Genomic DNA, 22,972 nt, shown 5'->3' on the forward strand with positions numbered 1-22,972 from the left:
GTACCGACGATCGCGTATCCATGCAGCGGTTCGCGGAGGCGTTGCCAGAGCATGATCTGCTGTTCCTGGGGCGCGACCTGCGCCATCCGCGCGTGATTGCGGCATGGCTGACCGCGATGGACGATGGCTGGATCGACGGTCTGATCGCCGAGGAGGACGGCGCACTGGTCGGCACCGCCGCGCTGGTGCGCGATCCGCTTGGCTGGAGCGCGCATGTGGGCGAAGTGCGCTTGCTGGTCGCCTCGGATCGACGCGGCGCGGGGCTGGGGCGCGATCTGTTACAAGCGCTCATGCGGATCGCGGAGGGACGCGGCCTGGCCAAGCTGACCGCGGCGATGACCGCCGATCAGGAAGATGCCATCACGATGTTCGAAACCTTCGGCTTCGCGAGCGAGGCACAACTGACCGGCCACGTGCGCGACGGCACGGGCCGGGCGCACGATCTGGTGGTGCTGGCGCGTCGCATGACGGAGTAGGATCGGGTCGGACCGTCGCCCCACCCGATCACACCCCCTTGTTCGCCTCCGCTGGACGAACCGGCGTGTTATCCGTCGCGCTTTACCGGCGTTACCGCCTCGCGGCCGAAGCGCATGATCATCTCGCCGATCTCCCGCGCCTGTTCCATGGAGCGCTTGCCCTGATCACGCAGATAATCGCCCTGGATCTGCATTACCTGTGACAGATCGTTGGCCTGCGCCGCCGCGCGTAGCGCGGCGAAGGCCTCCTGCGCGTTCGCCTGCGCCTGATCGATGATCGTCACCCCGATCTGCGACGAATTGCGCACGATATTCTCGCCCGACGCCCGCATCGCGTCCCCGGCGCGGCGCGCCGGATCGGCGACATGTTGCTCAAAGGCCGATCGCGCCGCCTTCGCCGTATCGCCCGCATCGCCGCCGCGCTGATCCTGCTCGTCCGCCATTTCGCCTCTCCTCGGATATCGCTGAGTCAACCAGTCGGGGGCGCTAAGGTTGCCGTCGCCGCCCGCGCGCAGGGTGGTCGCGATGCGCGGAAAACGATAGAGGAAGCACATGCGCTCGATGTTCCTCCTTTCCCTGATCGCCATGCCATGGCTGGCGACGTCCGCCGATGCTCAGGAATCGGCCAGCGATCCGCGTTGCGCCACGGTGCGCGTCGCCTTCCCCGCCGAGTTCAGTCGCTGGAGCCAGCGCTCGCCTGCGAAGGCCGGCACCAGCACTCGCACCGCGCCCGTCGTCGTCATCGGTCGCGGCGTCGATCTGCAACTCGCCCCGGCGGACCAGGTCACCCCTGCGGCGCAACCGGGCAAACCGGCCGAGGGGGAGACCAATGCCGGGCTGGCACTGTTTCAGGTGTCGCGTGGCGGCACCTATCGCGTCGCATTGGGCGAGGCGGCGTGGATCGACGTGATCCGCGCCGGTCGTGCAATGCCGGCGACCGGACATGGCCATGGCCCGATCTGCACCGGCATTCGCAAGATCGTCGACTTCCGGCTGACCCCCGGGCGGTACGTGCTGCAACTCACCGGCACGCCGGCCACCACCGTGCCGATGCTGATCGCGCGGGGAACGGCATGATGCTGCCGCTGTTGATGCTGCTCGCCGCGACACAGGCGACCGCCCCGGCCGCGGCACAGACCCCGGCCGCGCTGCCTGCCCCATCCGCCATCACGACGCCGGCGCCCGCCGCGCCGCAGGCCGCGCTGGTTCGCGTGCGCCTCACCACCGATGCCGGGCCGATCGTCATCGGGGTCGATCCAGCCGCGGCCCCCGTCACCGCCGGCAATTTCCTGAAATATGTCGACCAGAAGAAGCTCGATGGGATCGGCTTCTATCGCGCGGTGAAAGTGGGTGACGGCTACGGCCTGGTGCAGTTCGGAACGCGCAACGATCCAAAGCGGACGTTGCCGCCGATCGCGCACGAACCGACGACGCAGACCGGGTTGAGCCATGTCGATGGCGCGCTGTCGATGGCGATGGCCACGCCGGGCACCGCGGCGGGGGATTTCTTCGTGGTGGTCGGCGATATCACGTCGATGGATGCCAAGCCTGGGGAGCCTGGCTTCGCGGTGTTCGGGCGCGTGATCGAGGGTATGGACGTAATCCGCCGGATTTTGGTCGCCCCCACCTCCCCCACCGCCGGGGAGGGCGTGATGAAGGGACAAATGCTCGATCCCGTCATCCGCATCACGAGCGCGCGACGCATGCCGTGACCGTTGGACTGCGCCGGACGCTTCCGCTTTGGTGACGGCGGGGTTACAGTCACGGGATCGAAGGAGTTTCTCCATGACGACCCTGCTTTCCGACCGCACCGACTGGCACGCGATCGGCACCGAACAACTCGACGGCGTCATCGCGCTGCGCCGCGCCATCCATGCCGAACCCGAGGTGGGGCTGCACTGCCCGTTGACCACGCAAAGGGCGCAGGCTGCGCTCGCCGGACTGCCGCTGGAAATCCTCGCCAGCCGGAGCCCCCCGGGCTTCGTTGCCCGGCTGCGCGGCGGACGCGCCGGCGGCGCGGGATCGAACGGGCGGACGGTGCTGTTGCGTGGCGATATGGATGCGCTGCCGATGACGGAGGAAACGGGGCTGCCGTTCGCCTCGACGCTGCCGGGGGCGATGCATGCCTGCGGGCATGATGCGCATACCGCGATGCTGGTGGGCGCGGCGCGAGCGCTGAGCGCACGGCGCGCGGAACTGTCGGGCACGATCGTGTTCATGTTTCAGCCCGGCGAGGAAGGTCATCACGGCGCCCGCTGGATGATCGAGGACGGGCTGCTCGATATCGCACGCCCGGAAGCTGCCTTTGCGCTGCACATCACCCCCAATGCCCCAGCCGGCGTGTTCGTCAGCCGAGAAGGCGCGCTGCTCGCCTCCACCGACACGGTGCTGGCAACGATCCGTGGCAAGGGCGGGCACGCCGCGATGCCACACGAAGCGGTCGATCCGATTCCGGTCGCCTGTGCGATCGTCACCGCGCTGCAACAGCATGTGGCGCGGCGGGTGCCGGTCGCCGATCCGGCGGTGCTGACGATCACGCAGATCCACGCCGGCTCGTCGCACAATATCATTCCCGGCGAAGTCAAGCTGATGGGCACGTTGCGGACGCTGTCGAACGCCACGCGCGAGGCGATGCGCGCCGCCTTTCACCAGATCGCGCAGGGCATCGCCGCCGCGCATGGCTGCACCGCCGAGACCCAGATCGACGAAGGCTATCCGGTAACGATGAACGATCCGCGCGCGACGCGGCTGATGCGCGATCTGGCGGATGAGATCAGTGGAGAAGGCGGCTGGTCGATCATGCCCGCGCCGATGATGGGCGGAGAGGATTTCAGCTACGTGCTGCGCGAATTGCCGGGAGCGATGGCATTCATCGGTGTCGCGCCGGAGGGTAGCGATCCGCGCACCAATCCGCCGCTGCACAACACACGCATGACGATCGCCGAGGAGGTGATGGCCAAGGGCGTGGCGATGCATTGCGCGGTCGCGGAGCGCTTCCTCGAACATGGCCTCGACTGAGACGATGTCAGCAATCGCGCTGCTGCGGCAGGCGACCGGGGCAGCGCATGACGCGGTCGATACCGCGTTCGGCGCGCACGATCTGTCGGATGCCGCCGCGTATCGCGCGTTACTGATCGCGCATGCACGCGCGCTGCCCGCGGCGGAAGCGGCGATGGCGCCGCTGCCGTTCGCGCGCACACTGCCACTACGCGCCCCCCTGCTCGCTACCGATCTCGCCGCGCTGGGAGAGGCGATGCCGCCGCCGCTGCCCTTCGACGTCGGCGACGACGCGGCGCGCTGGGGCGTGCTGTATGTGGTGGAAGGCTCGCGGCTGGGCGGTGCGATGCTGGCACGACAGGTGCCGGCGTCACTGCCGAGCGCCTATCTCGGCGCGGTCCATGGCCCGGGGCAATGGCGTGCCATCCGCTCCGCGCTGGACGATGCGGCAGCGGAGGAAAATGATGCGTGGCGCGATCGCCTGCTGGCCGGCGCGGTCGCGACGTTCGACCTGTATCGCGCTGCGCTGGGGTGATGCGAAGGCGATCCGCCCCTATTCGGTGATCGGCGCGGTCAGCACCGCGCGCAGCCCCGGCTCGTTGTCGAGATAGGCAATCTCACCGCCGATCCGCTGCACCACCGCCGCCATCATTCGGCTGCCGAAACCTTCGCCAAGCCCGCTTTTGCCCACGCCGCGATCCGCGACCACGAGCCGCAGTCGGTTGCGATGCTGTTCCAGCACCACGTCGATCGCTCCGCTGCCGCGGCCGGGATAGGCGTATTTGGTCGCATTGATGACCAGTTCTGCCGCGATCAGCCCGACATTGACCGCGCGATCGGTGGGGATCAGCACCGGGGCGAGATCGAGCGTCATTTCACGCGCCCAATCGGCACCGAGCGAGGATTTCAGATCCTCCATCAATTCGGCGAGATAGCGATCGAGGTGGATCGTCTCAATCTGGTCGTCGCGATACAGCCGCCGGTGCACCAGCGCCACCGCCGACAGGCGCGAGCGCGCCTCGGTCAGGTGATCCGCCACCGGCCCCGGCCCGACGTCGCGCGCCTGGATCGCGAGGAACGAGGACACCAGTTGCAGGCTGTTCTGCACCCGATGATCGACCTCGCGCATCAGCAGATCCTTCTGCGCCAGCGCGGCGTCCTTCTCCAGGCCGGTGCGTTCCAGTTCGCGGTTCAGCCGACGCAGATCGCCGGCGATACGCCCGTCCCGGATCAGCCGCTGCAGCCGCCGTGCCGCCTCCAGTTGTTCGAGCGTCCAGCGGCGCGATCGACCGCGCACCTGCTCGCGCCACGATTCGAACGATTGTCGCGGGCGAAGCGGCGCGCCGGGATCGTGCGGGATCGCCTTGTGGGGGTTGCCCGCCCACTCGACTTCCTCGATCTGCTCGGCGCGCAGCCACACCAGCGACTGGCCATCGTCGAAGCGCATCGCGAGCACGCCGGTGAAGATGCCGAACCGCGCGGCATCGCGCCACTCCGTCGCCAGCTCTCGGGTGGAGAACAGTGCGCGGTCATCGCGATCCTCCAGCCAGTCGGCGAACGCCGTCAGCGCCGCCACATCGGGGAACGCCCCGCTGGCGGCGGTGATCCTTCCCTGATCGACCACCGCCAGGCCGTCGGCCCCGAACATCCGCCGCAGGTCGTCACCGCGCAGCTTGACCACCGGGGTCAGTCCGGCCTCGGCGCCGTCCGCCATCAGGATCGGGCGGAGCAGATCCTCCTCGCCCCGCAACGTCAACCGCTCGCGATAATCGTCCGCTTCTTCCTTGGCGCGGATCTGCCGGGCAAGTCCGCCCGCCAGCGCCGAACAGGCCGCCCGGATACTGCGCGGCAGCAATCGCGGCGAATGATGATGGCAGGCGATCAGCCCCCATAACATGCCGTCCTTGACGATCGAGATCGACGCAGACGCCTCCACCCCCATGTTACGCAGATACTGGAGATGGATGGGCGACACGCTGCGCACCGCGACATCACTGAGATCGATCGTGTCGAAGCCGGCCGGGCGGATCGGCGCGGGGGCATATGTGATGTTCGGAATCGCGCGGGTGCGATTGCGGACGTACAGCGCCCGCGCCTGTCGCGGAATATCGCTTGCCGGAAAGTGATGGTGCAGAAAGGCGTCGAGCGATCGATCGCGATCCTCCGCGATCACACGCCCGGCATCATCGTCCAGAAAACGATAGATCATCACGCGATCGAAACCCGTCAGTGCACGAAAGGCGACCGCGGCGGGATCGCACAGCGCGGTCAAGGTGCTCGCCCGCTCAAACCCCGTCGCGATCGTATCCAGCCAGGCCAGGATCTCTCCGGCGGACCGACGATCGTCCCCCACCGGCTCCAGTTCGGCGAGCAGCCAGCTATCGGTGCGGTGCAGCGCCACGTCATAGTCGAGGAAGCGCGTGCCGAGGACGGTGCCACCGGGCCCGAGATGGACGCCGTCCACCAGCGCGGCGATATCCTGTTGCAACAGATGGGGCAGCGATGCGCCCAGCCACTCCGGCCCGACGATCTCCTCCAGCGCGCCCGCCCCGGCGACCACCGCGAAGGTCGCGGGATCGGCCACCAGCAACAGGCCGTGGGGCTGTATCGCCCCCGGAATATGGATCGGTTCCCGATCGCAAACAGTCAGATCCACGGCGTCGGGCAAGGAAAACGCGCGCGGCGCGGTCGAACGATCCATTCGCCCTCATACGATGGCAATGGCTCGGGGAGCAACCGCGCTACGCGCGCCGACGGCAGATTGTTGCGCTTATTCCGCCGCTTCCGCAAATCGGGCGATCATCGAGGCAAGTCGCTGATCGATGATCTGCTCCGCCTCCGCGACGATCCGCTCGACCAGTTCCTTCACCGTCGGCACGTCATGGATCAGGCCCTGCACCATCCCTGCGGACCAGATACCATCGTCGGTATCGCCGCGCTCCATCGCCGCGGCGCCACGGCGGCCGGCGACGAGATGCTGCACATCCTCGAACTTGGCCCCGCCCTGGCCGGCGCCGGCGCGTTCGATCGCGACCACCTCTTCGGACACCTTGTTCTTCATCACCCGCGCGGTGTTGTGCAGCGTGCGGAAGATCAGGTCGGTCTGCCGCTCGTCATTGGCGACCATGCGCTGCTTGAAGCTGTCAGGGATCTGCGCCTCCTGCGTGACGCAGAAGCGGGTGCCCATGTTCACCCCGTCCGCGCCCAGCGCCAGCGCGGCGACCAGCCCGCGTCCATCGGCGAACCCGCCCGATGCCAGCATGGGCACCGTCACCTTGTCCGCCGCGGCGGGGATCAGGATCAGCCCCGGAATGTCATCCTCCCCCGGATGACCGGCGCATTCGAATCCGTCGATGCTGATCGCGTCGGCGCCCATTCGCTCCGCCGACAGGGCGTGGCGAACCGCGGTGCATTTGTGGATCACCTTGATGCCATGCGCCTTGAAGTCGTCGATATGCTCCTGCGGCTTGTAGCCGGCCGTCTCGACGATCTTCACCCCGCCCTCGATGATCGCGCGGCGATATTCGGCATAAGGCGGCGGGTTGATCGTCGGCAGGATCGTCAGGTTTACGCCAAACGGCTTGTCGGTCAGGTCCCGCGTGCGCTGGATCTCCCTCGCCAGTTCCTCGGGCGACGGCTGGGTCAGCGCGGTAACGAAGCCGAGCGCTCCCGCATTGGCGACCGCCGCCACCAACTGCGCCTTGCCGACCCACTGCATACCGCCCTGCGCGATCGGATATTCCACCCCGAACGCCTCGGTGAACCGCGTCTTCAGCATCGTTCCTCTCTCCCGCCCTTTGCCCGGACGTAACATCCGTTATGCCGGCTTTGGGCGAGCCGCAACCCCTCACCCCTTTCCATCGTCATCGCCGCGGCAAGGACGGCGATGACGAACGGCGACTAACTCAATGCCTGCCATCCGGATCGCGGCCGGATCTGCGGCTCGACACGATAATCCACGTCGCTCGCGTCCAGCTCCGCGAACTCCTTACGCCTCGGCCCCAGGTAGCCGAACAGAAACGCCGCTACCTTGCGCATCTGAATCTCCTCCGCGCCCTCGGTGATTCGATAGCGGCGGTGATGGCGATAGATATGTTCGAACGGCTTGTGCCGCGAATAGCCGATCCCGCCGTGCACCTGCATCGCGCGATCAGCCGCCTCGCAGGCCAGCCGGTTCGCCCAGTAATTGCACATGCTGACCTTGTCGGAGAGCCGCTTCTCGACCTCCGGGTGTGGCATCTGATCCATCTGCCACGCGGTCTTGCGGATTAGCAGCCGCAGCATCTCCGCCTGCGTCGCCAGTTCGACCAGCGGAAACTGGATCGCCTGGTTCGTCGCCAGTTCATCGCCGAACGGCTTGCGCTGCCGGGCGTAGCGGACCGCCTCCTCGATACAATAGGCCGCCGCGCCAAGGCTCCCCGCCGCCTGGCGGATGCGGTTTTCGTGGACGAAGCTCTGCGCCAGCGGCAGGCCGTTCTCCGGCTCGCCAAAGATCGCGGTATCGGGCACCCAGACGTCGCGAAAGGCGACGCGCGGGTGATCCGTGGGCATGTTGAAGGTCCACAGATATTCCTCCACCTCCACCCCCGGAGCATCCGCCGGCACCAGGAAGCAGGTGATGCCCCGCGCCGCGCCATCCGCTCCACTGGTACGGACGAACAGCGCACAATGGGTCGCGACGTGCATCCCGGTCGTCCACATCTTCTCGCCATTGATGCGCCACCCGGCCACGCCATCGCGCTCCTCGCGCACCCCGCGCGTTTCCATATGCGTCGCGTCGGAGCCGTGGTCGGGCTCGGTCAGGCCGAAGGTGATCCGCGTCGTCCCGTCGAGCATCCCGGCGAGAAATTCCTGTTTCTGCGCCTCGGTGCCGAAATCATCGAACATCTTGGCGAAGGGGTTGTTGGCCACGATCGAATGCTCGTTCTGCAGATCGTTGTGCAGCCCCAGCCCCTTGGCGGCGAGATATTCGCGGATGACGCACATCCACAGGTTCGATCCGCCCTTCCCACCGAATTTCGGCAGCATCGCGAAGCGCAGGTGCCCCGCCTTGTCGGCGCGCCGCCGCGCCTCGCGCAGCAATTCCTCCCATTCGTGGCGCGGCAGCCCGCCACGCTCGAAATCCGTGCGCGCATATTCGCGGCGATGATCGAAGAAGCGGACATTGTCGTCCGCTTCCTCCAGCGGGCGGATCTCCGCCTCGATGAAGCGGTCGAGTTCCGCCAGATAGTCCGTAAGTTCCTGCGGCAGCCCGAAATCCATGATCCTCTCCGATCGCCATCTAAGTCAGGTCTTTTAACTTGCGTAGCGCGGCCGGGGACGATTTACATCCCCTCCGATGACGATGACGGAACGGCTCAGCGAGCAGCAGATAGGCGACCGGCTGGCGGCGATCGCGCATCGGCTGGCGCCCGATGCGTCCGGTATCCACGGGCTGGAGCGGCTGACCGGCGGGGCGAGCATGGAGACATGGGCGTTTGCCGCCGGGGACGACGCCCTGATCCTCCGCCGGCGAGCCGAACCGGCCGAACCGGCGGCATCGCTGGCGCGCGAGGCACGTGTCATCGAGGCAGCGGTGGCGGCTGGCGTGCCCGCCCCCGAGGTGGTGCGCATCTGCCCCCCAGCCGATGGCCTGGGCGATGCCTATGTGATGCGACGGCTGGCGGGGGAGACGCTGGGCAGGCGCATCGCCACCGACGCCGCCTTCGCACCCGCCCGCGCGCGCCTCGCGCGGCAATGTGGTGCCGCGCTGGCGCATATTCACGCCACGCCGCCGCCGGCCGGGCTGGAGACGATCGATGCCGCCGCGACGCTGGCGAGATACGAACGCACCTGGCGCGAGTCAGGCGCGGTTCGGCCGACGATCGAGGCCGCCTTTCGCTGGCTGGAGGTGCGCTTGCCGAGCGCGCCGGTCGCGATGCGGCTGGTCCATGGCGATTTCCGCAACGGCAATCTCATGGTCGATCCGCATTCGGGGCTGGTCGCGGTACTCGATTGGGAGCTGACCCATATCGGTGATCCGGCGGAGGACATCGGCTGGATCTGCACCAACAGCTGGCGGTTCGGACAGCCGGGGCATCGCGTTGGCGGGTTCGGGAACCTCGACGATCTGCTTGCCGGCTATCGTGACGCCGGGGGCGAGGCGATCGACCCGCTGCGCATCGACCTCTGGCAGATGATCGGCAGCCTGAAATGGGGAGTGATGACCACATTGATGCACGCCAGCTTCGCCGCCGATCCGTCGATCGGCCCCGAGCGTGCGGTGATCGGGCGGCGCCTGTCGGAAGCCGAGGCGGATATCGTCGCGATCATCGAACGGAGCGCGCGGCAATGATTACCCATCCCACCGCCCAGGCATTGGTCGAGGGCGTGGCGCGCTGGTTGCCGGTCGACGGCAGCGCGCATGGCTTCGCACTGCGCGTCGCGAAGAACGCGCTGGAGATCGCCGCGCGGGACATCGCGCTGGGCCCAGAGGCCGATCGCCGTGCCGCCGTTCGATTGCGCGCCCTGCTGGGATGCGAGGGTTCGCGCGATGCGCTGGATCGCCTGCTGGTGGAACGGCTGCGCGATGGCGCGATCGCACCCGACACCCCCGAACTGGTCGCGCATCTGCGCGCCTGCGCGCTCGATACGCTGGCGATCGACCAGCCACGTTATGCCCATGAATTGAGCATCGCTCCGTCGCGATCTTAAGACTTTATTGGCAAATTTATCGTTAATCTCTTGTCATGACGACCGCTCCCGTCCGCGAAACCCGCAGCAGCGTCATCCTCCACGCCGCGATCGATCGCGGAGCGGAGACGACGGAATGCCGCGTCCGCAACCTGTCCGCCACGGGTGCCTGCGTGGATAACCTGATGCGCCTGACCAAAGGCGAGACGATTCATGTCATCATGGGCACGCTGCCCAGGCTGACCGCACAGGTGATGTGGGCGAACGATCGTCTGGCCGGCCTGCATTTCGATCGCACGATCGATCTGGCCGCCGCGCGTCAGCATCGCGCCCGGACCGATCAGGCCCCCTCGCCGACCGGCGCACGGTTCACCACCCCGCCAGCGGCGCCCACCAGGGTTCCGCCCCCCACCACCGCGCCGACGCCGTCCGCCGGCTGGATCAACAACATCCGCGATCCCTACCGACGCTGACACCACTCCCGCCATAACTTTTGTTGTGCCTTGCCGCGTGTCGCGATACGCACCGGGCGGCACCGAAGGCGGAGAGGGAGACAGACGTGGCCAGCGCACCGTTGAATGGCATTCGCATCGTGGAATTCGCCGGAATCGGCCCTGGCCCGTTCGCCGGCATGATGCTGGCAGATCATGGCGCCGAAGTGATCCGCATCGATCGCGGCCGACCGGGACTGAGCTTCTCGACCGACGGGAAGGATCCGCTGCTACGTTCGCGCCGTTCGATCTCGCTGGATCTGAAAAACCCCGCCGCGATCGCGGCGGTGCGCCGCATCGTGGCGCGATCCGACGCGATTATCGAGGGGTTCCGCCCCGGCGTGATGGAGCGACTGGGCCTCGGCCCCGACGTGCTGATCGGGGATAATCCCAGGCTGGTCTATGGTCGTATGACCGGGTGGGGCCAGACCGGGCCGATGGCGCCGGAACCGGGACATGACATCAACTACATCGCCATCTCCGGGGTGCTCCACGCCCTCGGCCGCGCGGGCGAGAAGCCGACACCGCCGATCAACCTGGCGGGCGATTTCGGTGGCGGCGGGATGTTCCTTGCATTCGGCATGCTGGCGGCGCTGCTGCATGCGCAGCGTACCGGCGAGGGTCAGGTCGTCGATGCGGCGATGACCGAGGGATCATCGGTGCTGATGAGCATGATGTGGGGGTTTCGCGCGATGGGGCGGTGGAAGGACGAGCGCGGCACCAACCTGCTCGATACCGCCGCGCACTTCTACGACACCTATGAAACCGCGGACGGCAAATACGTGTCGTTGGGGGCGATCGAGCCGCAATTCTACGCCAAGTTCCGCGAGGTCACCGGCCTTTCCGACGCGAAGTGGGATGCGCAGATGGACCCCGCGCAATGGCCCGCCTTGAAAGAGGAGATCACCCGGCTGTTTCGCGGCAAGACGCGCGACGAATGGGTCGCGCTGTTCAAGGGGCATGACATCTGCTTCGCGCCGGTGCTGGGCTTCGACGAGACGCTGGCGGATCCGCACAATCGCGCGCGTGGCGCCTTCGTCACCGCCGGCGGCGTCGACCAGCCCGCCCCCGCCCCGCGCTATTCGAGCAGCGAAACGGTCGCGCCGAAGATGGCGGGCGAGCGCGAGGACGCCGCAGTGTTGCGCGAACTGGGCTTCACCGCCGAGGAAATCGCCGCCCTGGGGCATTGAGGGGGCACGACGGACGCGAGCCCGGCGAGGCGGAGCGGCGAGCCGTCTCGCCGCCCGCCCCCGTGATTAGGCCAGTGGCGCGTCAGACCGATACCGCCGATCGCCGCGCGAACAGGCCAAAACCGGCGATCGCCAGATAACAGACCGCCGGCAGGACGAGCGCGATCTGCAGGCTGCCGCTGGCATCGGCAAGGCCGCCGGTGAGATACGGGATCACCGCGCCCCCGACGATCGCGGTGGCGATCACGCCCGATCCTTCCGCCGCGCGCTTGCCCAGTCCCTCGCTGGCGAGCGTGAAGATCGTCGGGAACATGATCGAATTGACCAGCCCGATCGCCAGCAGCGACCAGCCGGCGACCGCCCCGCTCGTGTTGGCGGAGATCAGGATCAGCGTGATCGCGCCTCCGGCGGCGGCGGCCAGCACCTTGCCCGGCGAAACGCGCGTCAACACCCACGCGCCGATGAACCGACCGATCAGCGCACCGCCCCAGTAGAAGGGCACGTGATCGCCCGCCACCTTGTCCGCCACACCCCATACCGACGGCTGCATCAGATAGGTGACGATCAACGATCCGATCGCGACCTCCGCCCCGACATACAGGAAGATGCACAGCACGCCGAACGCAAAGCGCGGACGCTTCAGCAGCGTGAAGGCACGCAGGATCGATCCTTCGTGGTCCTGCTCCTCCTGCAAGCGGTTGCGCCGCGACCATACCACCGCCGCGATCACCAGCAGCGCGACCGCTAGGCCGAGATAGGTATGCACGATCACGCGCGAACTTTCGACGCGATAGGCGTCGAGCGCGGGGCCGGTCAGCGTCGCGGCGCTGACATTGGCGAGGCCGCCGAGGATCAGCGCGGAGCCGGCCAGCGGAAACAGCGTCGTGCCAAGCGAATTGAACCCTTGCGCGAAAGTCAGCCGGCTCGACGCGGTCTGTGGCTTGCCGAGCAGCGAGATCAGCGGGTTGGCGACCACCTGCACGATCGTGATCCCCGCCCCCAGCACGAACAGCGCGACGAGGAACAGGCCGAACACGGCGTTGGACGAGGCCGGAATGAACAGCAGGCAGCCCGCCGTCATCGTCACCAGCCCGATCGAGGCGGTTCGCATATAGCCAAATCGCCGGACGATCGCGGCGGCGGGCAGCGAGAACAGCGCATAGGCAAAGAAGAATGCCGTCTGCACCAGCATCGCGGTGGCGTGATCGAGCGTGAACAGCTCTTTCAGCTTCGGGATGATGATATCGTTGAGCGAGGTGATCCCGCCGAAGATGAAGAACAGCGCAAATACGAACACGCGCAGATCGGGCGCGTCATAGCCGTGGCTCGCGTCACCGCTGGCGGCGTCGGCCGCGTGAGGCGTGGCTTGGATCAAAGCGAAATCCCCTTTGTGCAAGCTTTGCCTGTTACCGCCAGCTTGCCGATGCGGAAAGTGTGCACGCCGCTAAAATCGTCTATCGGCGGTGCATGACCCGATTGACCGTCAACAACGAGGCCGTTGAGTATCTGATGGCGCCCGAGACGCCATTGCTGTGGGCGCTCCGCGACGCATCGAACCTGACCGGGACGAAATATGGCTGCGGCACCGGATCGTGCGGGGCCTGCACCGTCGATATCGACGGTCATGCGGTGCGATCGTGCCAGACGACGCTCGCCTCGGTCGAGGGGGCCTTCGTCACCACCATCGAGGGATTGTCGCGCGATCGCACCCACCCCGTGCAGTTGGCGCTGATCGCGGAGAATGTCCCGCAATGCGGCTTCTGCATCCCCGGCATCGCGATGGCGGCGGCGGTGCTGCTGAAACGCAACGCCGCGCCATCGGAAGAGGCGATCGCCGCCGCGATCACGCATATCTGCCGGTGTGGCATCTACCCGCGTCTGATCGAGGCGATCCAGCGGGCCGGCCGGGCGATGCGCGGGGAGGAAACCCTTCCCGCCGGCCCCCGCCCCGGGATCGATCCGGCGGAGGCGGCGCGGATCGTGCCGGCGCTGGACCCCACCGGGCGGAAGTGACGGTACGGCGCCAGGCGGAACGGAATCACCGGGGCGGGCGCGCTCAATCCTCCACGATCCGGCTGTGCGCCCGCGTGTCGCGCATGCGCAGATACACCAGCAGCGACACCCCGATCATCGCGGTGACATACCAGTAGAATCCCTGCTCCCAGCCCGCCTTCTTGAACTGCAGCGCGACGGCCTCCGCCGTTCCGCCGAAGATCGCATTGGCCACCGCATAAGGGAAAGCCACGCCCAGCGCGCGGACATGCGCCGGGAACAGTTCCGCCTTCACCACCGCGTTGATCGAGGTATAGCCGGTGACGATCACCAGCGCCCCCAGCACGAGGAAGAAGGCGACCGTCGCATTGTCGGTCCCCTCCAGCGCGGTGAAGATCGGATAGGTCAGCAGCACGCCCAGCACGCCGAACCCGACCATCAGCGGCTTGCGCCCGACCCGATCCGACAACGCCCCCGCGATCGGTTGCAGGCACATGAAGATGAACAGCGTCCCCGCGCTGATCGAACTGGCGGTCTGTCGGCTGAACCCGGCGGTATTGGCGAGGAATTTCTGCATGTAGATCGAATAGGCATAGAAAGCGAGCGTGCCCCCGGCGGTGAGCAGCAAGACCGTCACGAACTCGCGTGGATGTTCGCGCAACAATCCGGTCAGGCTCGACTTGGGTTGCCCTTCCTTCTGCGCATTGGCGAAGCTGTCGGTTTCGGCCAGCCGCCGACGCAGCCAAAAGACCGCGACGGCCAATATACCGCCGATCAGGAACGGAATGCGCCAGCCCCAGGCGTCCAGCGTCGCCTCACTCATCGTGGATTGCAGGACCAGCAGCACCAACAGCGCCGTCAATTGCCCAGCGATCAATGTGACATATTGGAACGAGGAAAAGAAACCGCGGTGATGCTTCCCCGCCATTTCCGACAGATAGGTCGCGCTGGCGCCATATTCACCGCCGACCGACAGCCCCTGCATCAACCGCGCCACGATCAGCAGCGCCGGCGCGCCCCAGCCGATCGTCTCGCGAGTCGGGGTCACCGCGATCAGCAACGAGCCGGCGCACATCAGTGTCACCGACAGCGTCAGCCCCGCCTTGCGTCCCTTGCGATCGGCATAGATGCCCATGATCCAGCCGCCGACAGGCCGCATCACGAAGCCGACCGCGAAGACGATCGCGGTGTTGAGCAATTCGGTCGTGCGGTCCGCCGCTGGAAAGAAATGCGGCGCAAAATACAGGGTGAACGCCGAATAGGCGTACCAATCGTACCATTCGACCAGATTGCCCGCGGATCCGCCCAATATCGATTTCAGTCGATGGTTCATCATCTTGTTCTCCCGATGCGGCCACCTTACGCGAAGTTCGTTCGACCGAAAGGCTCGGCGGACGCGCGACACGCAGCCAGTGGCGTGCGATCGGTGCCCGTCGCGCCCGTTGAGGCCGAACGACGCGGGAGAGAAGGACGATGTCGAAATATCTGGTCGGTGCGGCGATAGCGCTGTTTGGCGGGATGGCGGCGGCGTCGGTCGCTGCCGCGCCGCATACCGAACACTGGATCGCGACCAGCCGCACCGCGATCGCGATCACCGGCGACATCGACCTGTCGCCAACCCGGCTTTCCGCCGCCGGCAAGCAGCTTCCATTGGCGATCGCCGCCGATCTACCGGCGTTCGGCGGCCTGTTCGGCCCCGTCGCGGCGCGCGTGCTGCGGGTCACCCGCCCCAGCGACCCGCTGCTGCGGAATCGCAACCGGCTGTGCGGCAAGCCGGTTCGCTGGATCGTCGTCTACCGCTCGGATGCGGGTGCTTCGCTCAACCTGGCAGCTTATGCCGGCTCGGCCATGCCGGTACGCGAGGACGACAACGGCTTGTGCGGCACGTTTCTCTATTCGCGCCCGTAGCCCTTACCGATTGGCCTGTTCCTCGACCGGCAGATCGGCGCCGGGCGGGTAATACAGGCTGGCGCATTCGGCGCGCAGGCATCCGCCCTCGATGACGATATCGTCACGATAGGCATCGGCAATGAACGTCAGCGTGTCGACATGGCGCGCCTCGAAATACATCTCGTGCACGTCATCGCGCCCGGCACCGTAGACGACCCGGCCGACTTTCGACCAGATCGACGCCATGGTGCACATGCCACAAGGTTGCAGCGTCGAGTAAAGCGTCGCGCCGCGCAATTCCAGCTCGCCACTGTCCTCGCAACCGCGCCGGATCGCCATCATCTCCGCATGGGCGGTGGCATCGGGCAGTTCGTGCGTCTGGTTGCGCTCCGCCGCGATCATGCGTCCGTCGAGCACGATCACCGAGCCCAGCGGCGACGTCGACGGGTCGGAACCCTTCGACCGCGCCACCTTGATCGCCTCGCGCATCCAGCGTTCGTCTTCATCGGTCATGACGGCTCAACGCCACAGGATGATGTTGGTGCCGCCGGCCGCTGGATCGCAGCGGCGGCCAATTCACGCACCGCCACCCGCGCCTTCAGTCGTGCGGCGAGGAGCGCGGTGCCACTCACCTTGCGCTGGACGAACAGCGTTTCGACATGCGGAACGTGCCAGGTGGCACGATCCTCGATCATGCCGCGCGCTTCCTCTCGCACAGTGGGCACGAATGCGCGGTCGCCGAAGTCGAACGGGCCCGGCCGATGCATCGCCGCGTCGATCGCCGTGATGATCCGATCGATCGCCGGGCGATGCGCCCGCGCCGCTGCCTCGCCGATGAAGCCGGTTTCGATCGCGATCGCGCGGATGCGATCGAGATCGCGGGCCAGGCCCGCCTCGATCAAGCGTCGGTACGACGCGACGGTTTCGTCGGGCACATCGCGCGCGGCACCGAAGTCGAGCAGCACCAGCGCGCCCGTATCGGGCCGCCAGCGATAATTGGCGAAATTCGGATCGGTCTGCATCGCGCCGAACTCGAACAATTCGCGCAACACCAGCGTCAGCAATGCGGTCATCGCCGCGTCGCGCTGCGTCTGGGGTGCCGTCGCCAGCTCCTCGATCGGCCGCCCTTCCTCGAACGACATCGCGAGCACGCGGCGGGTGGTGAGCGGCTCATGCAGCTGCGGCACGACGAAACGCGGGTCCCCTTCCAGCCGCGCGCGATAGTGGCGCATCTGCTGTCCCTCGCGGACATAATCCGCTTCCTCGGCAAGCTGGCGTTTCGCCTCCGCGAGCAGTGGACGAAGGTCGATCGAAGCGGGAACGACCCCGGACAGGCGCAGCAGCGTGGCAACATTGTCGACATCGGCATCGATGCTGTCGGCTACGCCGGGATATTGCACCTTGATCGCCAGCATGCCGCCATCGGGCAATGTCGCGCGATGCACCTGACCGATCGACGCCGCCGCGATCGGTGCCGCGTCGAACCGGCGGACGCGCCGGCGCCAGTCCGCCCCCCATTCCTGTCGCAGCACCTGATCGAGCTGTGCCGGCGGCATGCGATACGCCTGGTTGCGGAGCCGTGCGAGGATCTGCGACAATTCGGCGGGCAATACGTCGCCCGCGTCCATCGACACCATCTGACCCAATTTCATCGCCGCGCCGCGGAGATGCGACAGCCGATCCGCAACGCGCGCGGCGTTGCCCGGCGTCAGGATCAGGTCGCTCACCTTGGGGCGCTCACCGGCGGCGAGCCGTCGCGCGCCCTCCGCGATCATGCCGCCGGCGACACCACCCGCCAGCTTGCCGAACACGCCCAGCCGCGCCGCCCGTCCACTGGGGATCGCGCGATGCCGTGTCGCATCAAATTCGTCATCCTGCTGCATAGCGGCACAGCGCCGCAGCTGCCGCGAGGTTCCTGCCCGGCCATCGGTCGGGGATCAGCCGATCATCGCGGCCGGCGGCAGCAACAGGCTGCGCGGACCGCAGCGACGAAGCCAGCCTTGCATATATAAGCTATAGCTGACCCGAAGCGTCTCGTTCACGCTCACATATTTTATGATGTTGCCGATCTTCATGGCGCATTCGGGCGTGGTGAGCAGTCGCCCGTTCAATTGTATCTTAGCCAGAGGCCCGCTGACGTCGCGAGATGGGCGGCCGCAACCACCGGCTTCAAAACAGGTCGAGCATTCAGCTCTTGTTCTTCATCAACGACGCATGCGACGGCAGAGTATGCGCGATGAATGGAAGTATGGCGGCGCCAATTGCCACGGCGTCCTCATCGTGGCTGGCTCGCCTGATGAGGGCGGTTTTCGGAACTGCGCTGCCAAGCGCTGCAACGTTTCTGGTCAACTCGGCGATGATCGTGTCCAGAACGCAGGAGGGGAGCCTCGCGCCGATGAAGATGGCGGTTGGATTGAGCAAGGCGTTCACCATCAGGATCGGCAGCGTCAATGTCCTGGCAGCCTGGCTCGACCAATCCCGCACGACCGGGTTGCAATAGTCGACATCCTGGCGAAGCTCCGCCACCGTTCCTGTATACCCCGACCGCTCCAGACGCAGCCGCAACTCGGCCAGTGATACGCAGTCCTGGACGGTGGGACCGGAGGGATCGTTAAAATCGGCGGGCAGCAGGCCCAGTTCGCCGGCGCGGCCATCGCCGCCATGAACATATTCGTTGTCGACGACGACCGCGCCACCCAGGCCCGCACTGATGAGCACGTAGAAAAAATCGGTAAAATCACGGCCGTCGCCGAATTGCGCCTCGCCGATCGCCGCGGCGGCCGCGTCATTGTCCCTGAGCACGGGCAGGTCCAGCCGCGCCTGAAGCAGCGCCGAAATGTCAGTCGTCGCCCAGACACGATAGGTCTCGGGCATCTTCGGCAGGACGATCGTACCGATATCGTCCGGGGTCGCCAGCCCGACACCGATGAAGCGGTTCCGATCGAGCCGTAGGCCCTCGGTCGTATCCTTGTACCAGGTCTCCACAAAATCGAGCACCATCTCGGGGCTCGGGAAATCGACTTCGCGGACGTCACGCGCCCGAACGCCGCCAGCCAGATCGAGAATGACCACGGTGACATGGTCCCTGTCGATATTGACCCCGAGCGAGAAACACCCGTCCGGATCGATCGCCAGACGCGCCGCCGGGCTGCCGCGCGGGCCCTTGATCCGTGCGGTCTCGTGGATGAGGCCAGCCTCGATCAGGCGCCGGGTGATGTTGACGATGGTCGGGAAGGTCAGGCCGGTCGCCGCGGCGAGCTGTGATCGCGACGTCTCACCGCCCGCGACGCGGATCGCCTGCAGCACGACGCGTTGATTGAAGTCGCTGACGCGTATGAGATTGCTGCCAGACAATCCGACGGTCAGCCGCGGCTGCCGGTCACTGCCTCGCACCCCATCCACCTTGATCGCCATACAACCTTTTTGATACCGCTATCGTAGCACGTTCCCATCTTACCTCAAGGGCAAGCTGGGTGGCGATAAAAAAGGGGCCGCAGCGGATATGCGCTGCGACCCGAACGACCCCGAGCAGGCCTGATGTTGGGGGGAGGAACCAGCCCGGGGGATACGCGTGTCAGTTGCGGATGCGGACGCCGAACGTCAGTCGCCGTTCGAAGATGCTTGAGCCGTACCAGAAGTTCTTGAACTGGGCATATTGCTCCTCATTCTCCTTCGTCAGGTTCGTGCCCTGGACGAAGAGCGTGAACTGGGGCGTGACGTCATAGCTCGCCGACGCGTCGAGATAGCCGGTGGCGCGATTCCATACCGCAAGATTGTCGTCAGCGGCCGCGACGAAGCCGGCGAAGCGCTCGCTGCGATAGTTATAGGCAACGCGGCCCTGCAGCGGCCCCTTCTGGTAGAACAGCACGGCATTGGCCTGATGCTTCGAATTGTCCGGCACCGGCAGCGTCTTGCCGAACAGGTCGACGTTGGAGCTCCCGCTGTCCGAATAGGTGTAGTTGAGCTGGCCGCCGAAGCCGCTCAGTGCGCCGGGAAGCCAGTCGAAGACCGTCTGGAAGCCGACCTCGACGCCCTTGAGCGAACCGCCCGCGCCATTGACCGGCCGCGTCACCGGGCCGCCCTCGCGGACGACGCCATCGGCGTCAGGCTGCGGCTCGATCGACGTGTTGGTCTGCAGGAAGCTCTTCACGTCGAAGTAGAAAGCGGCGACCGAGAACAGGCTGTTGCGATTGAAGTACCATTCGTACGAGACGTTGTAGTTCGACGTGCGCGGCAATTCGAGACCGGGATTACCCGCCGAGCCGGCCGAATAACGTTGCAGGTTACGATCGAGCAATTGCCCCTGATACGTGCGGGTGCCGTTGACCGCATAGGACGAGGCGAGGCCGCGGCCGAACAGGCCGAGGTCGAGCTGGCCCAGCGTCTTGGCATAAGCGAACCGCAGATACATGTCGTCGCGTACATGAAGGCTGAGGTTGGCGCTGGGCAGGAAATCGGTGCTGTCATTCTTCGCCTGGTTGATGCCCTCGGCGATGGCAACGCCGTTCCACGCATAGTCCCCGATGAAGCCGGTGCCGGTCGGATAGGAGAAGATGTCGAGGCTGGTCTTGACGTAGCGGATCCCGGCGTTGCCGGTGAACGCCAGCGAACCGATCGAACCGTCGAAATTCGCTTCGGCATAGGCGCTGATCTGCCGTTGGCGGACGCGATAGCTGTTCTGCGGATCCTGATAGGCCCTGGTGCCAGGGAAGAGCAGCTGATTATACGCGTTGACGTCGTCGAGCGCGCCGGGCGCGATCGCCGGGATATTGGGAATGCCCTGGATCGGCCCGAAATTCCCGGCGTAAGCGACAAGATTGGGGACGTCGGCGAACTTGCGGATCGGGACGACGCTGTAGCCGACGGTGTCGACGATGGCGGGGTCCTTATAATAATAGAGGTGACCCGCCGGACCTGCCGGCGACAGATAGCGATAGGCGTCGTTCGAGACGTCGCGGGTGCCGTAGCGGCCGCCGACACGGATATTCTTGAGCGGCCCCCAATCGGTTTCGAGCTGCGCATCGCCGCGATAGGCGTCCAGCGTCGCCCGCTGCGTCTGGCCGTAGGACCAGGTCGATGTCAGCGAATAATTCGCCGGGTTGGTGACGTCGGTCAGGAACGAGACGGCCGGTCTGTCGCCGCGCCAGTCGACGCTGGCGCGGACGTTGGGAATGCTGCCCGGGTTGAAAAAGACGCAATTGACCGGGGTCGCCGCCGCGCAGTCGTTCGGCGCACCGATCGGTGTCAGCACGCCACGCGTGCCCCAGGCATCGACGTCGGATTGGTCGTAGTTCGAGCGCGAATCGCCATGGACGTAGCGCAGCGTCGCGCTGAACGGCCCGTCGTTCTTGAACCGCGCCTCGAGGTTGGTGTTGATCGAGCGGGACCGGTCATACTGGTTGAGCGTGTGCATCTGGAACCGCGCCAGATTCATGTCGGCAACCTCGACGACGCCGTTGGAGTCGATCCGCGAGCTCGGCAGATAGCTGTCGTTCGAGAAGTTGCCGTGCAGCACCGCGCTGTTGCCCGAGTTGCGGTTGCGCAGGCGCGTATAGGCGACGTCGCCTACGAGCTGGAGCGAATCACTGACGTCATATTGGAACGAAGCGTTGCCGCCGATCCGCTCGCGCCGCGTCACGCTGTTGTCGAATTCGAGCGCGACCGGATTGTAGAAATAGTCGCCGTAGGCGAGCCTGGTGCTGTTGGTGATGTCTCCATCGCCGCGCACGTCGAAGCCGGCCTGGGCATCGGTCGTTTTGAGGATGCCGTTAGTGACGCGAGGATTCTTGTTGGACAGGATCTCATTGTCATAGGAGCCCGCGATGAGGATGCCGAAGCGATCGCCGTTATAGGCGACCAGCGCCGAGGCGTTCTGGCTCCAGTCCTCGGTCATGCTGCCATAGGTGTCCTGCACCGAGGCCGTCGCCGTCAGGCCCTTGCGCAGATCGAACGGACGGCGCGTCTTCAACGCGACGATGCCCGAATTCCCGCCGGTCAGATCGGACGCGGTTGGGGACTTCACTACATCGACCCCGGCAAAGAGCGTCGACGGAATGTCGGTCAGGTTCGGCTGCGCGCCGGTGATGTTCGACGCACCGAGGAACTGCTCGCCGTTGAGCGTGGTCAGTACGTTGGCCAAGCCGCGAATGTTGACCGAGGCGCCCTGCCCTGCCGACCGGGTGATCTGCACGCCGGTGATGCGCTGGAGCGAGTCGGCAATCGTCACGTCGGGAAGCTTGCCGATATCCTCGGCAGCGATCGAATCGACGATCTGGGCAGCGTCGCGCTTGACGTTTATCGCCTTTTGCTGCGCGCCGCGGACGCCGGTGACGACGATGTCCTCACTGGGCGATCCGCCGTCCCCGACCGGAGGCGTGCCGGCATCCGGCGCTGCCGCCGCCGGACCGTCCGACGTCGTCTGCTGTGCGGTAGCGGCGTGTGCACCGAGCAGCGCGAGAACCGAGCTCGCGGTGCAAAGAATGGCTCGTCGCGTTGTACCTTTGCGCATGACCTTCATCCCCTCATCCTGATCTGACCGGAAGGGAATGCGACCACACACGGCACCGAGCGCCATGTCCTGCTCCCTCCCCCACGCGGCTCTTTCCAAGCCCTCTTGGTCGTCAGTGAAAAGCAGCTTTGTCAGAGGATTGCAATCTTAATTCAATTTGATTGAATAAAAAATCTGCGCTGCTATCCCGGTCTGCGACGATCGATCAGGGCGGCCCCGGGGACGGGTAACGGCCGATGCCATCGACGTCCAAGGGAGGACGCATGAGATATTTGGCGGTAGCGCTGGCGGCAACGGCGCTGAGCGGGACGCAGCCATCGGCGGAGGCGCTGGCGGCGTCCCCTGTGAAGCGCACCAACGTCGAGATCGCCCGTGGTGGTGACAGCGTCAGCGTGCCGATCGCGGCCGCGTCGCCCGATGCCGGCGCACGGCCGGGCGACTTCACGCTCAGCGGCTGGCTATGGCCCCGCGACGCCTCGGCAGCGAATGCACCGTTGCTGGCGGCAGTCGATCAGGCGGCGCCGGGCTTCGCGATCAACCTGGTCAAGCGCCGCGTGATCGTCATGGCCGGCGCGACCCGCCTCGCCGCCGACGCCACCATCACGCCCGGGCGCTGGACCCATGTGGCAGTGAGCAATGGGGCCGATGGCCTCGTCCTCTATGTCGACGGCCGGCGCGTCGCACGCGGGCGCCGGCTGGACGGCGCAGCGATGCAAGGCACCATGACGCTGGCCCCGCGCCAGGCCGGTCAACAGG

Annotated in this window: 23 protein-coding genes; 12 read left to right on the forward strand and 11 right to left on the reverse strand. The window is 66.3% G+C overall.

Translation table 11 applies throughout. The annotated features are described in order from the left end of the window. Positions 1 to 20: 20 nt before the first annotated feature. Entirely contained in the window at positions 21 to 476 is a 456-nt protein-coding gene (locus tag ACFDSW_RS02375; protein ID WP_375248672.1) for a GNAT family N-acetyltransferase, read from the forward strand. A gap of 68 nt (positions 477 to 544) precedes the next feature. Here ACFDSW_RS02375 and ACFDSW_RS02380 read toward each other — a convergent pair whose 3' ends face one another. Continuing rightward, positions 545 to 919, reverse strand: a complete 375-nt coding sequence (locus ACFDSW_RS02380; RefSeq protein WP_375248673.1) for a phasin family protein — start codon at positions 917 to 919, stop codon at positions 545 to 547. Positions 920 to 1,037: 118 nt separating this feature from the next. Here ACFDSW_RS02380 and ACFDSW_RS02385 point away from each other — a divergent pair, with 118 nt between their 5' ends. The 4 genes from ACFDSW_RS02385 to ACFDSW_RS02400 all read left to right on the forward strand — a co-directional run bounded on the left by ACFDSW_RS02385 (position 1,038) and on the right by ACFDSW_RS02400 (position 4,008). Then, complete coding sequence (locus ACFDSW_RS02385) at positions 1,038 to 1,553, forward strand: homogentisate 1,2-dioxygenase (protein WP_375248674.1); 516 nt, start codon at positions 1,038 to 1,040, stop codon at positions 1,551 to 1,553. After that, the gene (locus tag ACFDSW_RS02390) at positions 1,550 to 2,188 is read left to right on the forward strand and encodes a peptidylprolyl isomerase (protein ID WP_375248675.1); all 639 of its coding nucleotides are present in this window, start codon (positions 1,550 to 1,552) and stop codon (positions 2,186 to 2,188) included. The genes ACFDSW_RS02385 and ACFDSW_RS02390 overlap by 4 nt, the downstream gene beginning before the upstream one ends. Positions 2,189 to 2,261: 73 nt before the next feature. Continuing rightward, positions 2,262 to 3,494, forward strand: a complete 1,233-nt coding sequence (locus ACFDSW_RS02395; protein WP_375248676.1) for a M20 family metallopeptidase — start codon at positions 2,262 to 2,264, stop codon at positions 3,492 to 3,494. Positions 3,495 to 3,498: 4 nt separating this feature from the next. Further along, entirely contained in the window at positions 3,499 to 4,008 is a 510-nt protein-coding gene (locus ACFDSW_RS02400; protein ID WP_375248677.1) for a biliverdin-producing heme oxygenase, read from the forward strand. A gap of 18 nt (positions 4,009 to 4,026) precedes the next feature. On the opposite strand, the gene ACFDSW_RS02405 is transcribed toward ACFDSW_RS02400, so the two are convergent. The 3 genes from ACFDSW_RS02405 to ACFDSW_RS02415 all read right to left on the reverse strand — a co-directional run bounded on the left by ACFDSW_RS02405 (position 4,027) and on the right by ACFDSW_RS02415 (position 8,735). Next, the gene (locus ACFDSW_RS02405; RefSeq protein WP_375248678.1) at positions 4,027 to 6,174 is read right to left on the reverse strand and encodes a histidine kinase dimerization/phosphoacceptor domain -containing protein; all 2,148 of its coding nucleotides are present in this window, start codon (positions 6,172 to 6,174) and stop codon (positions 4,027 to 4,029) included. Between the two features lie 69 nt (positions 6,175 to 6,243). Beyond that, on the reverse strand, positions 6,244 to 7,251 hold the full coding sequence (locus ACFDSW_RS02410; protein ID WP_375248679.1) for an NAD(P)H-dependent flavin oxidoreductase: 1,008 nt from the start codon (positions 7,249 to 7,251) through the stop codon (positions 6,244 to 6,246). Between the two features lie 122 nt (positions 7,252 to 7,373). Then, a complete protein-coding gene (locus tag ACFDSW_RS02415; RefSeq protein ID WP_375248680.1) occupies positions 7,374 to 8,735 on the reverse strand; it encodes an acyl-CoA dehydrogenase family protein in 1,362 nt (453 codons plus the stop codon). A gap of 76 nt (positions 8,736 to 8,811) precedes the next feature. Here ACFDSW_RS02415 and ACFDSW_RS02420 point away from each other — a divergent pair, with 76 nt between their 5' ends. From ACFDSW_RS02420 to ACFDSW_RS02435, 4 genes are all read left to right on the forward strand, one after another. After that, the gene (locus tag ACFDSW_RS02420) at positions 8,812 to 9,807 is read left to right on the forward strand and encodes a phosphotransferase family protein (RefSeq protein WP_375248681.1); all 996 of its coding nucleotides are present in this window, start codon (positions 8,812 to 8,814) and stop codon (positions 9,805 to 9,807) included. Then, positions 9,804 to 10,166 carry a DUF6285 domain-containing protein gene (locus ACFDSW_RS02425; RefSeq protein ID WP_375248682.1) on the forward strand — a complete coding sequence of 121 codons (363 nt, stop codon included), beginning with the start codon at positions 9,804 to 9,806 and terminating at the stop codon, positions 10,164 to 10,166. Before ACFDSW_RS02420 ends, ACFDSW_RS02425 begins: the two co-directional genes overlap by 4 nt. A 35-nt stretch (positions 10,167 to 10,201) precedes the next feature. After that, positions 10,202 to 10,618, forward strand: coding sequence for a PilZ domain-containing protein (locus ACFDSW_RS02430; protein ID WP_375248683.1), 417 nt, complete (start codon positions 10,202 to 10,204; stop codon positions 10,616 to 10,618). An 86-nt stretch (positions 10,619 to 10,704) separates the two neighbouring features. Further along, positions 10,705 to 11,826 (forward strand): CaiB/BaiF CoA transferase family protein, encoded by a 1,122-nt coding sequence (locus ACFDSW_RS02435; protein WP_375248684.1) that lies wholly within the window; start codon positions 10,705 to 10,707, stop codon positions 11,824 to 11,826. Between the two features lie 82 nt (positions 11,827 to 11,908). Here ACFDSW_RS02435 and ACFDSW_RS02440 read toward each other — a convergent pair whose 3' ends face one another. Beyond that, the gene (locus tag ACFDSW_RS02440; protein ID WP_375248695.1) at positions 11,909 to 13,198 is read right to left on the reverse strand and encodes a sugar MFS transporter; all 1,290 of its coding nucleotides are present in this window, start codon (positions 13,196 to 13,198) and stop codon (positions 11,909 to 11,911) included. 95 nt (positions 13,199 to 13,293) lie between these two features. Between ACFDSW_RS02440 and ACFDSW_RS02445 the strand changes: the two genes are divergently transcribed. After that, the gene (locus tag ACFDSW_RS02445) at positions 13,294 to 13,839 is read left to right on the forward strand and encodes a (2Fe-2S)-binding protein (protein WP_375248685.1); all 546 of its coding nucleotides are present in this window, start codon (positions 13,294 to 13,296) and stop codon (positions 13,837 to 13,839) included. Between the two features lie 43 nt (positions 13,840 to 13,882). Here the strand turns inward: ACFDSW_RS02445 and ACFDSW_RS02450 are convergent, their stop codons facing one another. After that, positions 13,883 to 15,154 carry an MFS transporter gene (locus ACFDSW_RS02450; RefSeq protein WP_375248686.1) on the reverse strand — a complete coding sequence of 424 codons (1,272 nt, stop codon included), beginning with the start codon at positions 15,152 to 15,154 and terminating at the stop codon, positions 13,883 to 13,885. A gap of 137 nt (positions 15,155 to 15,291) precedes the next feature. On the opposite strand from ACFDSW_RS02450, the gene ACFDSW_RS02455 reads away from it, so the two are divergent. After that, positions 15,292 to 15,726, forward strand: coding sequence for a hypothetical protein (locus ACFDSW_RS02455; protein ID WP_375248687.1), 435 nt, complete (start codon positions 15,292 to 15,294; stop codon positions 15,724 to 15,726). A gap of 3 nt (positions 15,727 to 15,729) precedes the next feature. Here the strand turns inward: ACFDSW_RS02455 and ACFDSW_RS02460 are convergent, their stop codons facing one another. From ACFDSW_RS02460 to ACFDSW_RS02480, 5 genes are all read right to left on the reverse strand, one after another. Then, entirely contained in the window at positions 15,730 to 16,221 is a 492-nt protein-coding gene (locus ACFDSW_RS02460; protein ID WP_375248688.1) for a nucleoside deaminase, read from the reverse strand. Further along, positions 16,218 to 17,591, reverse strand: a complete 1,374-nt coding sequence (locus ACFDSW_RS02465) for an ABC1 kinase family protein (protein ID WP_375248689.1) — start codon at positions 17,589 to 17,591, stop codon at positions 16,218 to 16,220. The genes ACFDSW_RS02460 and ACFDSW_RS02465 overlap by 4 nt, the downstream gene beginning before the upstream one ends. 54 nt (positions 17,592 to 17,645) lie before the next feature. Next, entirely contained in the window at positions 17,646 to 17,783 is a 138-nt protein-coding gene (locus ACFDSW_RS02470; protein ID WP_375248690.1) for a hypothetical protein, read from the reverse strand. Between the two features lie 112 nt (positions 17,784 to 17,895). After that, complete coding sequence (locus ACFDSW_RS02475; RefSeq protein ID WP_375248691.1) at positions 17,896 to 19,122, reverse strand: ROK family protein; 1,227 nt, start codon at positions 19,120 to 19,122, stop codon at positions 17,896 to 17,898. 160 nt (positions 19,123 to 19,282) lie between these two features. Then, on the reverse strand, positions 19,283 to 22,216 hold the full coding sequence (locus tag ACFDSW_RS02480) for a TonB-dependent receptor (protein ID WP_375248692.1): 2,934 nt from the start codon (positions 22,214 to 22,216) through the stop codon (positions 19,283 to 19,285). A 263-nt stretch (positions 22,217 to 22,479) separates the two neighbouring features. On the opposite strand from ACFDSW_RS02480, the gene ACFDSW_RS02485 reads away from it, so the two are divergent. Beyond that, the coding region (locus ACFDSW_RS02485; RefSeq protein ID WP_375248693.1) for a LamG-like jellyroll fold domain-containing protein at positions 22,480 to 22,972 on the forward strand (493 nt) is incomplete at its 3' end.

The sequence above is a fragment of the Sphingomonas sp. genome, from assembly GCF_042091075.1.
Taxonomy (GTDB): domain Bacteria; phylum Pseudomonadota; class Alphaproteobacteria; order Sphingomonadales; family Sphingomonadaceae; genus Sphingomonas.

Coding starts and splice junctions, on each gene's coding strand:
- ACFDSW_RS02415 (WP_375248680.1), bottom strand. CDS start 8,735: ATGGATTTCGGGCTGCCGCAGGAACTTACGGACTATCTGGCGGAACTC.
- ACFDSW_RS02430 (WP_375248683.1), top strand. CDS start 10,202: ATGACGACCGCTCCCGTCCGCGAAACCCGCAGCAGCGTCATCCTCCAC.
- ACFDSW_RS02385 (WP_375248674.1), top strand. CDS start 1,038: ATGTTCCTCCTTTCCCTGATCGCCATGCCATGGCTGGCGACGTCCGCC.
- ACFDSW_RS02445 (WP_375248685.1), top strand. CDS start 13,294: ATGACCCGATTGACCGTCAACAACGAGGCCGTTGAGTATCTGATGGCG.
- ACFDSW_RS02405 (WP_375248678.1), bottom strand. CDS start 6,174: ATGGATCGTTCGACCGCGCCGCGCGCGTTTTCCTTGCCCGACGCCGTG.
- ACFDSW_RS02455 (WP_375248687.1), top strand. CDS start 15,292: ATGTCGAAATATCTGGTCGGTGCGGCGATAGCGCTGTTTGGCGGGATG.
- ACFDSW_RS02400 (WP_375248677.1), top strand. CDS start 3,499: ATGTCAGCAATCGCGCTGCTGCGGCAGGCGACCGGGGCAGCGCATGAC.
- ACFDSW_RS02480 (WP_375248692.1), bottom strand. CDS start 22,216: ATGCGCAAAGGTACAACGCGACGAGCCATTCTTTGCACCGCGAGCTCG.
- ACFDSW_RS02380 (WP_375248673.1), bottom strand. CDS start 919: ATGGCGGACGAGCAGGATCAGCGCGGCGGCGATGCGGGCGATACGGCG.
- ACFDSW_RS02410 (WP_375248679.1), bottom strand. CDS start 7,251: ATGCTGAAGACGCGGTTCACCGAGGCGTTCGGGGTGGAATATCCGATC.
- ACFDSW_RS02395 (WP_375248676.1), top strand. CDS start 2,262: ATGACGACCCTGCTTTCCGACCGCACCGACTGGCACGCGATCGGCACC.
- ACFDSW_RS02470 (WP_375248690.1), bottom strand. CDS start 17,783: ATGAAGATCGGCAACATCATAAAATATGTGAGCGTGAACGAGACGCTT.
- ACFDSW_RS02375 (WP_375248672.1), top strand. CDS start 21: ATGCAGCGGTTCGCGGAGGCGTTGCCAGAGCATGATCTGCTGTTCCTG.
- ACFDSW_RS02465 (WP_375248689.1), bottom strand. CDS start 17,591: ATGCAGCAGGATGACGAATTTGATGCGACACGGCATCGCGCGATCCCC.
- ACFDSW_RS02450 (WP_375248686.1), bottom strand. CDS start 15,154: ATGATGAACCATCGACTGAAATCGATATTGGGCGGATCCGCGGGCAAT.
- ACFDSW_RS02390 (WP_375248675.1), top strand. CDS start 1,550: ATGATGCTGCCGCTGTTGATGCTGCTCGCCGCGACACAGGCGACCGCC.
- ACFDSW_RS02460 (WP_375248688.1), bottom strand. CDS start 16,221: ATGACCGATGAAGACGAACGCTGGATGCGCGAGGCGATCAAGGTGGCG.
- ACFDSW_RS02475 (WP_375248691.1), bottom strand. CDS start 19,122: ATGGCGATCAAGGTGGATGGGGTGCGAGGCAGTGACCGGCAGCCGCGG.
- ACFDSW_RS02425 (WP_375248682.1), top strand. CDS start 9,804: ATGATTACCCATCCCACCGCCCAGGCATTGGTCGAGGGCGTGGCGCGC.
- ACFDSW_RS02420 (WP_375248681.1), top strand. CDS start 8,812: ATGACGATGACGGAACGGCTCAGCGAGCAGCAGATAGGCGACCGGCTG.